The 14,781-nt window shown below is 74.8% G+C and carries 13 protein-coding genes; 9 read left to right on the top strand and 4 right to left on the bottom strand.

Features of this window, described 5'->3' with window-relative positions; genetic code table 11:
* Positions 1-154 precede the first annotated feature (154 nt).
* The 7 genes from J5Y05_RS06945 to J5Y05_RS06975 all read left to right on the top strand — a co-directional run bounded on the left by J5Y05_RS06945 (position 155) and on the right by J5Y05_RS06975 (position 8,244).
* Complete coding sequence (locus tag J5Y05_RS06945) at positions 155-1,672, top strand: sugar ABC transporter ATP-binding protein (protein ID WP_210869106.1); 1,518 nt, start codon at positions 155-157, stop codon at positions 1,670-1,672.
* Positions 1,669-2,709 carry an ABC transporter permease gene (locus J5Y05_RS06950; RefSeq protein WP_210869108.1) on the top strand — a complete coding sequence of 347 codons (1,041 nt, stop codon included), beginning with the start codon at positions 1,669-1,671 and terminating at the stop codon, positions 2,707-2,709. Before J5Y05_RS06945 ends, J5Y05_RS06950 begins: the two co-directional genes overlap by 4 nt.
* Positions 2,702-3,757 (top strand): ABC transporter permease, encoded by a 1,056-nt coding sequence (locus J5Y05_RS06955; protein ID WP_210869110.1) that lies wholly within the window; start codon positions 2,702-2,704, stop codon positions 3,755-3,757. The genes J5Y05_RS06950 and J5Y05_RS06955 overlap by 8 nt, the downstream gene beginning before the upstream one ends.
* Before the next feature lie 43 nt (positions 3,758-3,800).
* Positions 3,801-4,892, top strand: a complete 1,092-nt coding sequence (gene rhaS / locus J5Y05_RS06960; protein ID WP_210869112.1) for a rhamnose ABC transporter substrate-binding protein — start codon at positions 3,801-3,803, stop codon at positions 4,890-4,892.
* 116 nt (positions 4,893-5,008) lie between these two features.
* Complete coding sequence (locus J5Y05_RS06965) at positions 5,009-6,034, top strand: LacI family DNA-binding transcriptional regulator (protein ID WP_210869114.1); 1,026 nt, start codon at positions 5,009-5,011, stop codon at positions 6,032-6,034.
* Positions 6,035-6,127: 93 nt separating this feature from the next.
* Positions 6,128-7,429, top strand: a complete 1,302-nt coding sequence (locus J5Y05_RS06970; RefSeq protein WP_210869116.1) for an alpha/beta fold hydrolase — start codon at positions 6,128-6,130, stop codon at positions 7,427-7,429.
* Positions 7,430-7,497: 68 nt separating this feature from the next.
* The gene (locus J5Y05_RS06975) at positions 7,498-8,244 is read left to right on the top strand and encodes a PIG-L deacetylase family protein (RefSeq protein ID WP_210869118.1); all 747 of its coding nucleotides are present in this window, start codon (positions 7,498-7,500) and stop codon (positions 8,242-8,244) included.
* A gap of 24 nt (positions 8,245-8,268) precedes the next feature.
* On the opposite strand, the gene J5Y05_RS06980 is transcribed toward J5Y05_RS06975, so the two are convergent.
* Complete coding sequence (locus J5Y05_RS06980) at positions 8,269-9,807, bottom strand: cytochrome P450 (RefSeq protein ID WP_210869120.1); 1,539 nt, start codon at positions 9,805-9,807, stop codon at positions 8,269-8,271.
* A gap of 109 nt (positions 9,808-9,916) precedes the next feature.
* Between J5Y05_RS06980 and J5Y05_RS06985 the strand changes: the two genes are divergently transcribed.
* A complete protein-coding gene (locus J5Y05_RS06985; RefSeq protein ID WP_210869122.1) occupies positions 9,917-10,525 on the top strand; it encodes a TetR/AcrR family transcriptional regulator in 609 nt (202 codons plus the stop codon).
* A gap of 191 nt (positions 10,526-10,716) precedes the next feature.
* On the top strand, positions 10,717-11,442 hold the full coding sequence (locus J5Y05_RS06990) for a DUF2470 domain-containing protein (protein WP_210869125.1): 726 nt from the start codon (positions 10,717-10,719) through the stop codon (positions 11,440-11,442).
* On the opposite strand, the gene J5Y05_RS06995 is transcribed toward J5Y05_RS06990, so the two are convergent.
* The 3 genes from J5Y05_RS06995 to J5Y05_RS07005 all read right to left on the bottom strand — a co-directional run bounded on the left by J5Y05_RS06995 (position 11,410) and on the right by J5Y05_RS07005 (position 14,718).
* Entirely contained in the window at positions 11,410-12,639 is a 1,230-nt protein-coding gene (locus J5Y05_RS06995) for a lactonase family protein (protein WP_210869127.1), read from the bottom strand. The genes J5Y05_RS06990 and J5Y05_RS06995 overlap by 33 nt on opposite strands.
* Positions 12,640-12,758: 119 nt before the next feature.
* Positions 12,759-14,009 (bottom strand): FUSC family protein, encoded by a 1,251-nt coding sequence (locus tag J5Y05_RS07000; protein WP_210869130.1) that lies wholly within the window; start codon positions 14,007-14,009, stop codon positions 12,759-12,761.
* A gap of 214 nt (positions 14,010-14,223) precedes the next feature.
* Entirely contained in the window at positions 14,224-14,718 is a 495-nt protein-coding gene (locus tag J5Y05_RS07005; RefSeq protein ID WP_210869132.1) for an FBP domain-containing protein, read from the bottom strand.
* Positions 14,719-14,781 lie beyond the last annotated feature (63 nt).

Here is a 14,781-nt window from a genome sequence, read left to right on the forward strand (position 1 = left end):
CGCGGTGCACCGGACGCGGCCATCTCCCGCCCGTACTTTTTCGATCCGCACCCATTGACGCCACCCACCGGGGCTGCCTACCGTCCCGGCAACCGATTTGAAACCTTTCACGACGCGGTGAGGGCCGCCCCGCCGGCGTCGTCGAGGAGCCCCCATGACCCACCCGTCCGACACGGGTCCGGCCCCGGTCCTGGCGCTCAGGGACGTCTCCAAGTCCTTCGGCGCGGTCCGCGCCCTGCGGGACGTCCGTCTGGAGCTGCTCCCCGGCGAGGTGCACGCCCTCGCCGGGGAGAACGGCGCCGGCAAGTCGACCCTCATCAAGACGCTCGCCGGAGTGCACCGGCCGGACGCCGGCCAGGTGCTGCTCGACGGCGTGCCGGTCGTCTTCCAGGGACCCGGCGACGCCCGCGACGCCGGCATCGCCGTCATCTACCAGGAACCGACCCTCTTCCCCGACCTGTCCGTCGCCGAAAACATCTTCACGGGCCGTCAGCCCCGCCGCTCCCTCGGCCGCGTCGACCACCGGGCCGCCCGCGCCGCCACCGCCGCCCTCATGGAACGCCTCGGCGTCGACCTCGACCCCGAGCGGCCCGCCCGCGGACTCTCCATCGCGGACCAGCAGATCGTGGAGATCGCCAAGGCGCTCTCCTTCGACGCCCGCGTCCTCGTCATGGACGAGCCCACCGCCGCCCTCACCGGCGGCGAGGTGGCCCGCCTCTTCGGCGTCGTGCGCGCCCTGCGCGACCAGGGCGCCGCCGTGCTCTTCGTCTCCCACCGCCTGGAGGAGATCTTCCGCGTCTGCACCCGCGTCACCACCCTGCGCGACGGCGCCCTGATCGCCGCCGAACCGCTGGCCGGCATGACCGAGGACGACCTCGTGCGCCGCATGGTCGGCCGCGACCTCGCCGAGCTGTACCCCAAACGGGAGATCACCCCCGGCGAGGTCGCGCTGAGCGTGCGCCGCCTCACCCGCGAGGGCGTCTTCACCGACGTCTCCTTCGAGGTGCGGCGCGGCGAGATCGTCGCCCTGGCCGGACTGGTCGGCGCCGGCCGCACCGAGGTCGCCCGCAGCGTCTTCGGCGTCGACCGCCGGGACGCCGGCTCCGTGGAGGTCGACGGCAGAGCGCTGCCCCACGGCTCCCCGTCCGCCGCGATGGCCGCCGGCCTCGCCCTCGTCCCCGAGGACCGGCGGGCCCAGGGCCTGGTGATGAGCCTGTCCGTCGAACGCAACATCGGCCTCACCGGCCTGCGCGCAACCGTGCGGGCCGGCCTGATGGACCGCGGCGCCGAACGCGACCGCGCCCTCGACTGGGCCATGAGGCTCCAGGTCAAGTACGCCCGGATCGCCGACGCCGTCTCCACCCTGTCGGGCGGCAACCAGCAGAAGGTCGTCCTCGCCAAATGGCTGGCCACCGGCCCCAAGGTGCTCATCGTCGACGAACCCACCCGCGGCATCGACGTCGGCACCAAGGCCGAGGTGCACCGGCTCCTCGGCGAACTGGCCGCCGACGGCGTCGCCGTCCTCATGGTCTCCTCCGACCTGCCCGAAGTCCTCGGCATGGCCGACCGCGTGCTGGTCATGCACGAGGGCCGGCTCACCGCCGACATCCCCCGCGCCGACGCCACCGAGGAGACCGTGATGGCCGCGGCCACCGGGAGGGCCGCCGCATGACGGTCACCGCACCCGACCACGCCCCCGCCGCCTCCCGGGCCGCCGGCGGCGCCACCCGGCTCGTCGAGCGCATCGCCCGCATGCGCGAACTCGCCATCCTCGTCGTCCTCCTGGCGATGCTCGCCGTCGCCCAGGCCGGCAACAGCGCCTTCCTCTCCGCCCAGGGCGTCAAGGACCTCCTGCTCAACGCGACCCTCCTGGTCCTGGTCGCCACCGGCCAGTCCCTCGTCGTCGTCACCCGCAACGTCGACCTCTCGGTCGGCTCCGTCCTCGGCATCAGCGCCTTCGCCGCCGGCAGCCACCTCAAGGACGGCGGCGCCCCGGTCACCGCGGTGCTCCTCGCCGTCCTCACCGGCGTCGCCTTCGGCCTGCTCAACGGCGCGCTGGTGAGCCTCGGCCGGGTGCCCGCGCTCGTCGTCACCCTCGGCACCCTCTACATCGTCCGCGGACTCGACTCCCTCTGGGTCGGCTCCCGCCAGATCACCGCCGCCGACCTGCCCGACGCCTTCACCGGCTTCGGCTCCGGCGGCCCCTGGGCGGCGCCCTGGCCCGCGCTGATCGCCCTCGCCGTGCTGGTGGCCACGGCCTACTGGCTACGGCACTTCCCCGCCGGGCGCGAACTGTACGCGCTCGGCTCCCACCCCGAGGCCGCCCGGCTCGCCGGCATCCCCGTCCGCAGACGTGTCCTGACCGCGTACACCCTCTGCGGCGCCCTCGCCGGACTCGCCGGCGCCCTCTACCTGGCCCGCTTCGGCAACGTCGACTCCGGCACCGGCACCGGGTACGAACTGACCGTCGTCAGCGCCGTCGTGGTCGGCGGCGTGGTCTTCACCGGCGGCTCCGGCAGCGTCTGGGGCGCCGCCCTCGGCGCGCTGCTGCTCACCTCCGTCGGCAGCGTGCTGCCCGCCCTCGGCGTCAGCTCCGTGTGGGTGCTCGCGATCCACGGCACCCTGCTCGTCCTCGCCATCGCGGCCGACCGGATCGTCGCCCTGCGGCTGGCCGCCGCCCTGAAGAAGAGGAACGCCCGCCATGGCTGACATCCCGCGTCCCGCGCGCCGCGGCGCCGCCCTGCGCTGGGACCACGTCGTCGGCGCCCTCCTCGTCGTGGTGCTGCTGCTCTCCTTCGGCCTCGTCGACGGCTTCGGCAACGCCCTCAACCTGTCCTTCCTCATCGGCAACACCCTGCCGATCGCCCTGATCGCCCTGCCCATGACCCTGCTCGTGGTCTCCGGCGAGATCGACCTGTCGGTCGCCTCCACCGCGGGGCTCTCCGGCGCCGTGATGGGCGCCCTGTGGAACCAGGGCCTGGCCATCGAGGCGATCGTCCCGCTCTGCCTGCTGCTCGGCACGGCCTGCGGCCTCGTCAACGGGCTCCTCGTGACCCGGCTCGGCCTGCCCTCCCTCGCCGTCACCATCGGCACCCTGGCCGCCTACCGGGGCATCGCGCAGATCGTGCTCGGCTCCGACGCGGTCACCGACTTCCCCGGCGCCTGGCTCGACTTCGCCGCCGGGCGCGTCGGCGGCACCTTCGTGCCGTACGCCCTGCCGCCCTTCCTGGTGCTGCTCGTCCTCGCCGCGCTCGCCCTGCACGCCACGCCCTTCGGCCGCTCCCTGTTCGCCATCGGCGCCGGCGAGGAGGCCGCCCGGTTCGCCGGCATCCGCGTCCGGCGGCACAAGCTGGTCCTCTTCACCGTCACCGGCCTGATGTCCGCCCTCACCGGCGTCTTCTGGGCCCTGCACTACGCCAGCGCCCGCTACGACAACGCCACCGGCCTCGAACTCTCCGTCGTGGCCGCCGTCCTGCTCGGCGGCGTCGACTTCGACGGCGGCAAGGGCACCCTCGGCGGCGCCGTCGCGGGCGTCTTCCTCCTCGGCGCACTACAGAACGTGATGAGCCTCGCCAACGTCTCCGCCCAGTCGCAGATCCTCGTCACCGGCGTCCTCCTGGTCGTCTCCGTGCTCGGCCCCCGCGTCGCCCGCCAGGTCGCGGACGCCCGCGCCCGCCGCCGCGCCGCCCCGCCCCCCGGACCCGCCCCGGCCGCCGGGCCGCCCGACCCCGCCCAGGCTCCGGCGCCCTCCCCCTGAAGCCCGCCCGGTTCCCCGCCCCTCACCCCGTAAGGACCCCGCCATGCGTACGTCATCCCTCCGCCGCGCCGCGGCGGCCCTCGCCGCCGTCACCTCCCTCGCCCTGGCGGCCGGCGCCTGCTCCGGCACCACCAAGAAGGACGTCGGGAAGGAAGACGCCACCGCCGCCTCGGCCGCCGCCGGCGGCACCGCCGACCCGGACGCCGCACTCCGCAAGGGGCTGACCGTCGGCTTCCTGCCCAAGCAGGTCAACAACCCGTACTTCACCACCGCCGGCAAGGGCGGCGAGCAGGCCCTGCGCGAACTGGGCTCCACCTACAAGGAGGTCGGCCCCTCCAGCGCCACCGACACCGCCGGCCAGGTCTCCTACGTCAACACCCTCACCCAGCAGCGCGTCGACGCGATGGCCGTCTCCGCCCAGGACCCGGGCGCCCTGTGCACCGCGCTCACCCAGGCCATGAAGAACGGCGTCAAGGTCGTCACCTACGACTCCGACACCAAGCCCGAGTGCCGCCACGCCTTCGTCTCGCAGGCGTCCGCCGAGAACCTCGGCCGCACCCAGGTCCGGCTGCTCGCCGAGCAGATCGGCTACCGGGGCAAGATCGCCGTCCTGTCCGCCGCCCAGACCGCGACCAACCAGAACACCTGGATCACGTACATGAAGGACGAGCTGAAAGACCCCAAGTACAAGGACGTGAAGCTGGTCAAGGTCGCCTACGGCAACGACGACGCCCAGCAGTCCTTCCAGCAGACCCAGGGCCTGCTCCAGGAGTTCCCCGACCTCAAGGGGATCGTCTCCCCGACCACCGTCGGCATCAAGGCCGCCGCCCAGTACCTCTCCGGCTCCCGCTACAAGGGCAAGGTCCGGCTGACCGGCCTCGGCACCCCCAACGACCTGCGCAGCTACGTCAAGAACGGCACCATCGAGGCGTTCGAGCTGTGGGACCCCGCCAAGCTCGGCGCCCTCGCCGCGCACACCGCCGTCGCCCTCGCCTCCGGCCGCGTCACCGGAGCCCCGGGGGAGACCCTCGACGCCGGCGAACTGGGCGAGTACACCATCGGGGAGAACGGCGTCATCGACCTCGGCGAGCCCACCGTCTTCGACGCGGGCAACGTCGACCGGTACGACTTCTGACCCCGGCGGACGCGCCCGGCCCGGCGGCGCCGCCGCCCGAGCCCCCGCGGGGCGGCGGGTAATGTGAAGGTTTCCGGCCGCCCCGTCCCCCGCCCCACCCTGGAGGTCCCTGCCCGATGGCCCGTTCGGTGGGTATCAAGGACGTCGCCCGCGCCGCCGGAGTCTCCGTGGGCACGGTCTCCAACGTCATCAACCGCCCGGACACCGTCGCCGCCGGCACCCGCGCGCGCGTGCTCGCCGCCATCGACCGGCTCGGCTACGTCCGCAGCGAGTCCGCCCGCCAGCTCCGGGCCGGACGCAGCCGGATTATGGGGCTGCTCGTCCTCGACATGGGCAACCCCTTCTTCGTCGACGTGGCGCGCGGCGCCGAGCGGGCCGCGCGGGACGCCGGGCTCGGCGTGATGGTCTGCAACAGCGCCCAGGACCCCGGCGAGGAGGCCGACTACCTGGCGCTCTTCGCCGAACAGCGGGTGCGCGGCGTCCTGCTCACCCCCGCCGACGCCACCGGCCGCAACATCGCCGCCTTCCGCCGCCACCGCATCCCCTTCGTCCTCGTCGACCGGGTCGCCGAGGGCACCACCGAGTGCTCCGTCTCCGTCGACGACGTCGCCGGCGGCGCGCTCGCCGTCCGCCACCTCGTCGACGCCGGGCACCGCAGCCTCGCCTACGTCAGCGGACCGCCCGGCCTCCACCAGGTGCGCGACCGCCGCACCGGCGCCCTGAACGCCCTCGCCGAGGCCGGGCTCGGCCCCGGCGCCCTGCGCGAGCTGCCCACCGACCGCCTCGACGTCGCCGCCGGCCGGGACGCCGGGGCCCGCCTGCTGGGCCTCGCCGACCGGCCCACCGCCGTCTTCTGCGCCAACGACCTGCTCGCCCTCGGCGTCCTCCAGGCCATGTACGCCGCCGGGGTCGGCGTCCCCGACGACCTCGCCATCGTCGGCTACGACGACATCGAGTTCGCCGCCGCCGCTGCCGTCCCCCTCACCTCGGTGCGCCAGCCCGCCGTCACCATGGGCGCCCTCGCCGCCGAACTCCTCCTGGAGGAGACCGAGTCGGCGGGGACCGACCGCCCGCACGCCCACCGCCGGGTCGTCCTCCAGCCCGAACTGGTGGTGCGCCGCTCCAGCCTCGCCGCCCGCTGACCCCCAGATGTTCCGGTCCCGGGGGAGGACGGCCGCAGGACCATGTGCTGAACTGGGGTCCGGCCGAAAATCCGTCCGTCCCAGGAGCCACCGTTGAGCGTCAGCTACCGCCAGCCCGGCGTCGTCCTCACCGACCGCCGGTTCACCGTCCCCCTCGATCACGACGATCCCGCGGGGGAGACGATCGAGCTGTACGCCCGCGAGGCCGTCGCGAGCGACAAGGCGGACCGGGACCTGCCGTGGCTGGTCTACCTCCAGGGTGGCCCCGGCTTCGGGGCGAACCGTTTCGTCGGCCGCCCCGCCTGGCTCGGCCGGGCCCTTGAGGAGTACCGCGTCCTCCTCCTGGACCAGCGCGGCACGGGCGCCTCCACCCCCGCCAACCGGCAGACGCTCCCGCTGCGCGGCGGCCCCGCCGAACAGGCCGACCACCTCGCCCTCTTCCGCTCCGACTCCATCGTCCGCGACTGCGAGGCGATCCGCCCCCAGGTCACCGGCGGCGCCCCCTGGACCGTCCTCGGCCAGAGCTTCGGCGGCTTCTGCACCGTCGCCTACCTCTCCCTCGCCCCCGAGGGGCTGAGCACCGCCCTCGTCACCGGCGGGCTGCCCTCCCTGGACGCCCACGCCGACGACGTCTACCGGGCCGCCTACCCGCGCGTCGAACGCAAGGTCGCCGCGCACTACGCCCGCTACCCCCAGGACGTCGAACGCGTCCGCCGGATCGCCGAGCACCTGCTCACCCACGACGTGGTCCTGCCCAGCGGCTACCGGCTCACCGTCGAGGCGTTCCAGTCCCTCGGCATCCTCCTCGGCAGCGGCGACGGCAGCCACCGCCTGCACTTCCTGCTGGAGGACGCCTTCGTGCGCACCCCGTCCGGAGCGGAGCTGTCCGACGCCTTCCAGGAACAGGTCCAGGGCCTCCTGTCGTTCGCCGGCCACCCGCTGTACGCCCTGGTCCACGAGGCGATCTACGCCCAGGACGAGCGCCCCACCGCCTGGTCGGCCGAACGGGTCCGCGCCGAGTTCCCCCGCTTCGACGCGGCCAAGGCCCTCGCCGGCGACGAACCGGTACTGCTCACCGGCGAGACCATCCACCCCTGGATGTTCGACTGCGACCCGGCGCTGCGCCCGCTGCGCGAGACCGCCGAACTCCTCGCCGCTCGCACCGGCTGGACGCCGCTGTACGACCCGGCCCGGCTCGCCGCCAACGAGGTGCCCGCCGCCGCGGCCGTCTACCACGACGACATGTACGTGGAGACCACCCACGCGCTGGCCACCGCCCGCTCCATCCGCGGCCTGCGCACCTGGGTCACCGACGAGTTCGAGCACGACGGCGTCCGCGCCGGCGGCCCCCGCGTCCTGGACCGGCTGCTCGCCCTCGTCCGCGACGAGACCTGAGTCCCGCCCCGGCCGCGGGCCGCGCCGAAGGCCCTGTGCCGCGCCCGCGGCCGGGTTACTGTGCCGTCATGACCGAGTCCGCAGGCACCCCCCTGGAGCCCCTGCCCGGCGACTGGCGCCGGGCCCTCGCCGTCGTCGCCCACCCCGACGACCTGGAGTACGGCTGCTCCGCGGCCGTCGCCTCCTGGACCGACGAGGGACGGGAGGTGACGTATCTGCTCGCCACCCGGGGCGAGGCCGGCATCGACACCCTCGCGCCCGAGGAGTGCGGCGCGCTCAGGGAGCGCGAGCAGCGGGCGAGCGCCGCCGAGGTGGGGGTGGAGCGCGTCGAGTTCCTCGACCACCGGGACGGCGTCGTCGAGTACGGCATCCCGCTGCGCCGGGACATCGCCGCCGCGATCCGCCGTCACCGCCCCGAACTGGTCGTCACCCTCAACCACCGCGAGACCTGGGGGAGCAGCGGCTTCTGGAACACCCCCGACCACGTCGCCGTCGGCCGGGCCACGCTCGACGCGGCGGCCGACGCCGGGAACCGCTGGATCTTCCCCGAACTGGCCGAACAGGGCCTCGAACCCTGGGACGGGGTCCGCTGGGTCGCGGTCGCCGGTTCCACCACGCCCACCCACGCCGTGGACGCGACGGCGGGACTGGAACGCGCCGTGCGCTCCCTGCTCGCCCACCGCACCTACATCGAGGTGCTGACCGACGAGGACCCGGAGGCGTACGTGCGCGGTTTCCTCACCCGCAGCGCCGAGGAGACGGGGAAGCGCTTCGGGGGCCGGCCCGCGGTCGCCTTCGAGCTCTTCCCCCGCTGACCGCGCGGGGCGCACCGGCGCGCGTCATCCGCCCGTGCGGTGCGCGGGGCAGTGCCCGGCCGGGTCCGGTCCGCCGTCCTCGGGCCCGGCCGCGGCGGGGGCCGCCGGTGCGGTGCGCCGCTCCGGGTGGAGCCTGAGGTCCCGCGGCATCACGGTGAGCCGTTCCGTCACGCTCAGTTGGTAGCCCTCCTCGGGCCGCAGCTCGTAGCGGCGCAGCAGCAGCCCGAGGACGAGGGTGGCCTCGTGCAGCGCGAACTGCCGCCCGATGCACGCCCGCGAGCCCGTCCCGAACGGCTTGAAGACGTGGGCCGGCCGGGACCGTACGGCCTTCGGCTCGAAGCGGTCCGGGTCGAACCGCTCGGCGTCCGGCCCCCACACCCCCGGGTCCCGGTGCAGCATCGGGGTGAGCACCAGGGTCCAGGCCCCGCGCCGCATGGGGTGGGTGCCGGCCAGCACCGTGTCGGCGCGGGCCTCCCGGGCGAAGGCGGGCGCGGTCGGCCACAGGCGCAGGGACTCGTCCAGCACCCGGCGCACGTAGCGCAGCTTGGCCACCTGCTCGTAGCCCGGGGTCGCGGTGGGGCCCCACACGCGGTCCACCTCGGCGCGGGCGCGGGCCGCCACCCCGGGGTGCCGGGAGAGGTAGTGCAGGGCGAAGGAGAGCGCGCCCGAGGTGGTCTCGTGACCGGCCACCAGGAAGGTGATGACCTGCCGGCGCACGTTCCGCGCCGACAGCCGCTCCCCGGTCTCCGGGTGGGCGGTCTCCAGCATCCGGCCGAGCAGGTCGGCCGGACCTTTGCCGGGGGCCTCGCGGCGGGCGCGGACCAGGTCGTCGACGGTGCGGTTGAGGTGGGCGATGTCGGCGGCGTTGCGGCGGCTCGCCCCGCGCAGCAGCCAGGGGGCGAGCGGCGCGGGCACGGTGTTCAGCCGCTGGGCGTGGGCGAGGGCGCCCACCATCGCCGTCACGAAGGGGTGCGGGCGGGCGCGCTCGAAGGAGCCGAAGTCGTGGCCGAACCCGGTGCGGGCGATGGTCTCCAGCGTCAGCCGGGTCATGTCGCCGGGCACGTCCACCGCCCGCCCCGCCGCCGCGGCCCGGTCCCAGCGGTCCGTCAGCCGCTCGGCCACGTCGAGCATCATCGGGTGGTAGCCGGCCATCGCGTCCCGGCCGAAGGCGGGCGCGAGCACGTCGTGCGCCGTCTGCCAGTTCGGCTCGTCGTTGTACGCCGTGAACAGCCCGTCCCCGGCGAGCGGCCGCAGGTTGGCCACCCCGAGCCCCACGTGTTTGGCGAAGCGCGCCTCGTCGGCCAGGTCGGCGACGAGACCGGCCCCCCACACGAGCACGAACTCCTTGCCGAAGGCCCGCCGCCGGAAGATCGGCCCCAGCTTCCGGGCCAGGGCCAGCGAGTCCTGGAGCGGTGTGTGCCGGCTCGCCCCCACCACGTCCCCGAGCAGAGGCACCCGGTACGGCGGGCGGGGGATGCGGTGCAACTCCGGCCAGCCCTGTTCGGCTCCGCGGAACCCGCGGGGCAGGCTCGGCCCCGCCGGTCGGTCCGTCGTCTCCGTCATGACGTGATCTCCCTTGACGCGGCGGCGTGTTGGAGCATGTTGTACGTCGGTTCAACAACGCGTCCAGTCTCGCCCCGGTGCTGAACCGGCGTCAAGTAAGGTCCGGTGCATGACCGTGGACGAGCGCGGGCGCACACGGCGCCGGATGAGCACCGAGGAGCGCCGGGAGCAGTTGCTCTCGGTGGGCGCGCGGCTGTTCTCCGAGAGCCCCTACGACGAGGTGTGGATCGAGCGGGTCGCGGAGATCGCGGGTGTCTCGCGCGGGCTGCTGTACCACTACTTCCCGGGCAAGCGGGAGTTCTTCGCGGCCGTCGTCGAGCGCGAGAGCGAGCACATGCTGCGCCTGACGGCCGCGGTGCCCGGCCTCCCGGTGCGCGAGCAACTGACCTCCGTGCTCGACGCGTTCCTGGAGTACGTCCGCACGAACGCGGACGGCTTCGGCGCCTTCCACCGCGCCGAGGCGGCGGGGGACCAGGCCGTGCGCCGGGTCTACCGCGCGGCGCTGGCCGCACAGGAACGGCAGATCCTCGCCGTGCTCGCCGCCGACCCCGAGTTCGGTCCCGGCGTCGCGGCGCGGGCCGGTGTGCGGCTCGCGGTGCGCGGCTGGCTGGCCTTCACCACCGCGGTCTGCCTGGAGTGGCTGAGCGAGGGGGAGCCAGGCCGCGAGCAGGTGCGCGACCTGTGCGCCCGCGCCCTGCTGGGCGCCCTGACCCCCTGAGCGGGGACCGCCCCTCGTCCGCGCGCTTCCCCGTGGCCGCGGCCCCGGTCACGGGACGGGAGAAGTCCGCGTGAACGCGGACGACCCGCCCGGAAAGGTCTCGCAAAGATCACGCGTCCCGGTTGGCGCGCACCCCGATCTCCTATAGGTTAGGCAAGCCTTACCTAATGAACTGATGACGGAGGTTGGGGATGGGTGACAGCCACACCTGGACGGCCGCGCCTGCCGCGGCGGAGCAGGCCCGCTCCGTGCTCGCCGCCGCGTGGTCCTGCGCGGTGACCGCGGAAGGCGGACGCGAGGAGTACGTCGGCGCGCACACCGTGTCCGACGACGGCCGGGTGCGCCTGTGCGTGCCCGAGGACAGCGTCCTGTCCGCGGTGGTGGTCTGCGCGCCCCGCGGGGAGCCGTCCGGCGTGCTGGAGTTCGCCGACGTCGCCCCCGTCCCCGTACGGGGACGCGTCCGCGCCCGGCTCTGGCTCGCCGGCCGGTTCACCCCCGGGGAGGACCACCTCTTCTTCGAGCCGACGAGGGTGGTGCTGCGCAGGCCCTCCGGCGCCGTGGTGGTCGACCCCGACGAGTTCGCCGCCGCCCGCCCCGACCCGCTCGCCACCGCCGAGGCCCGGCTGCTGACCCACCTCGCCGACTGCCACGGCGACGCGGTGGAGCGCCTCACCCGCCTCGTCGACGCCGACAGCCTGCACGGCGCGGTCCGGGTCCGCCCGCTCGCCGTGGACCGGCACGGACTGACCCTGCGTATCGAACGCCTCCGCTCCCACGGTGACGTCCGGCTGCCCTTCCACACCCCCGCCGACGACCTCGCCCAGCTCACCGAGCGCATGCACGTCCTGCTGGCCCAGGCGAGCGCGGCTTCCTGCCCCCGCGCCCTACAGCGGCAGCGCACAGACCGCGACCGGTGAGGCGAACGGCGCACCGGCCGGACGCAGTCGGCCACCGGCGCGGTCGACGTGGAAGACGCTCACCGTGCCGGACCGCTGGTTCGCCGCGAACAGCAGCGCGCCGTCCGGGGAGAAGGCGATCTGGCGCGGGAACTCCCCGCCCGCCGGCACCTCGTCCACCAGCCTGAGCCGCGCGCCGCCGTCCTCCACCGCGTACCGCGTGAGGGTGTCCCGCCCCCGGTTGGCGAGGTAGGCGTGGGACTCGTCCGCGGTGACGAGGAGCTGCGCCGGATGATTGGTGCCCGTCGCCGCGCCCGCCGCCGCGTCCGCCGCCGTGCCCGTGGACTGCGGGGTGCCCGGGTCGAGTCGGCCGGTCTGTGGGTCGTAGCCGCAGACGGTGACCGTGTCGTCCAGTTCGCCGACGAGGTAGGCGTGCCGTCCCCCGGGGTGGAAGGCGAGGTGGCGCGGTCCGGTGCCGGGCCGTACCCGGGCCCGCGAGGTCTCCGTGAGCGTGCCGCGCTCGCCGTCGAGACGGTACGTGTACACGGTGTCCGTGCCCAGGTCCACGGCGAGCACATGGCCGCCGGGGCCGGTGACGACCTGGTGGGCGTGGGGCCCGGCCTGTCCCGGACCGGGCGGGGGAGAGGTGTGCCGGACCAGTGCGGCGCGCTCGCCGAGGGCGCCCGAGGCGTCGATGGGGTGCACGGCGACGCTGCCCGAACCGTAGTGCGCGCTCAGCAGCCAGCGCCCGTCGGGATGGACCGAGAGGTGGCACGGGGCCGACCCGCCCGCGCTCCGGCTGCCCAGCACCCGGGGACCGTCCGCCCGGAAGGCGGTCACCGTACCCTCCTCCCGCTCGCCGACGGCGTAGACCGTGCGCCCGTCGGGATGGACGGCCAGGAACGAGGGGTCGGCGACGCCGGTGAGGGTCCCGGTGGCGGTGATCTCGCCCGTGGCGGGGTCGTACGCGGCCAGGCCGACCCCCTCGCCGCCGTCCTGTGCCGAGGTGTAGGTGCCGAGGAAGAGCGGGCGCGGACCGGAGGGCGCCGCGTCCCGGCCCGCCGCCCCGCCGCTCGCCCGGGGCGCCGGAGTGCCGGACCCGGACGCCTCGGGGTCCCGGGCCTCGCCGCAGCCCGCCGCCGGGAGCACCGCCGCCACGGCGGCCGTCCGCCACGCCAGCCCCACGAACCGGCGCCTGCTCCAGCCCTCACCGCTCATGCCCCGCGCGCTCCCGTCGCCCACCGCTCTCCGTCCGCCCCGTGTCTACCAGTCCGCCGCCGTACGCGCCGCCCGTACCCGCCACCCGGTGACGCCTGGCCGGCCGACGGCGGCGCCCCTCACCGCCGGCCGCGCTCGCGCAGCCGGCGGGGGCGCTTCGGCAGGTGCGGCCAGATCCGGTCCCGCAGCCCGGTCAGCCGGGGCCGGCGTTCGCGCTGCTCGCGCGTGTGCCGGTCCAGCTCCTCCAGCAGCCGGCGCGAACGGTGCTCGGTGTCCAGCTCGTCGAGGATGCGGTCCACCTCGGTCAGCACCGCGCCCTGCAACTGCCACTGCCGGGGGTCCCGCCGTACGTCCTCCAGCAGCAGTTCGGCCAGTCGGTCCCGGGTGAGCGCGGCCTGCCGCAGCTCGGCGGTGAGCCGTTCCTCCGCGGACTCGGCGTTCTCGCTGGCGCTCGTGGTGACCAGCACCGAGAAGCTGACCACCGCGTCCGCCACCTCCGACAGCAGCCGCTCCAGCGCCTCCCCGGACCGGGCGGGGAAGAGCGGGTCCGGCTCGCGTACCTTCGCCAGGTCGGTGAGGCTGCGGGCGAGCACGCGCAGCACCACCGTGCTGATCTCCAGGGTGTCCAGCCCGGTGCGCAGCACCACCCGGTGCAGCAGCCCCTCGCGCACCCGCGGGTTCAGCCGCAGGCTGTCCTCGGCCTGCCGCAGGTCCTCGTCGACCGCGGCGATGTCGTGGTCCAGTTGCCGGGCCTCGTGCAGCCGGGCCGCCGCCTCGTGGTACCGGGTGTGCCCGGCCGCCTGCTCACCCAGGCGCAGCAGGAGCTGCCGCACGCGGCGGGCCAGGCCCTCGATCGACTCGCCGGCCTGCTCCACCCAGACCGGAGGGGCCAGCACCAGGTTGAAGGTGAGCCCGACGACGGCGCCGATGAGGGTCTCCACCACCCGCGCCCAGGCCAGCGTCTCGTGCGAGGTGACGCCGAGGACGAGCATGGCGCTGATCGCCACCTCGGCCACGAACTCCTCGGCCCGCACCAGATGCCCGACGCCCAGCGCCGCCACGATCACCAGGGCCAGGCTCCACCAGGACAGGCCGACCAACTGGCTGAAGGCGATGGCGACCAGCACGCCCGCGACCACCGCGTTGACCCGGCGGAAGCTCATCTTGAGCGTCGCGTACAGGGTGACCTGGACGACCAGCAGCGCGGTCAGGGGAGCGGTGAGCGGGGCCGCCTCGGGGCTCAGCCGCAGGGCGATGACATAGGCGATCGACGCCGCGGCAGCCGAGCGCAGCGCCTGCACCACCATGGGGTCCCGGTGCCACTTCGCCAGGCGTGCCATCCACGCCGCGGTCTCCCGTACATCCAGCATCCTCGGTCCGTTCCCCTTCCCCGGGGCCTCGAACGTGTCCGGACAGGACGGTAACCGGACACGGGCGGACCACACGTCTGCACGCGCCGCACACCGCCGGACGGGTCCGGCACCACCCGCCGGGAAGCCGGGGGCGCGGAGACGGGCGGTGAGAAGGAGGGGGCGGGCGCAGGGGGAGGGGCGGGAGAAGGGGAAGGCGCGGTCCGTCAGGCCGTCAGGCCGTCAGTTTGGCGAGGAAGGCGGCGAGGTGGTCCGTCGTCCGGGCTATCTGCTGCTCCAGGGTCAGGCTCTCCTCGAACCGGGCCCCGGACTGCGACACCCGCAGCCCGCGCAGGTAGAGGGAGCACGCCAGGTCGGCGCAGATGTACAGCCCCACCGAGTTGCCCTCGCGGCCGGCCGGGCCCGCCTTGCGCGCGGTCATCAGCGCGACGCCGCCCCGCGGGTGGGTGGTCAGACACAGCGAGCACATGCTGCGGTGCAGGAACCCGCGCCGGGCGGGCGGCACCCGCAGGGCCACGCCGACCAGGCGCCCGCCGTGCTCGGTGACCAGATGGGCCCGCTCGGGCGCCCCCGGATCGCGCCAGCCCAGGAAGTCGAGCGACTCCCAGGGGTGTTCGGCGAGGTCGCGGGGGAGCGACAGCCGCTTCGTCTCACCCTTGGAGCAGTTGACGAAGGACGCGCGGATGTCGGGCTCGGTGAGTGGTCTCATGGTGGGGTGTCTCCGGATGCGACGGCGCCCGGGGTCCCGGGGCGGTCGCCCAGCCTAAGGAGG

The sequence above is a fragment of the Streptomyces tagetis genome, assembly GCF_018069565.1.
GTDB classification, from domain to species: Bacteria; Actinomycetota; Actinomycetes; order Streptomycetales; family Streptomycetaceae; genus Streptomyces; species Streptomyces tagetis.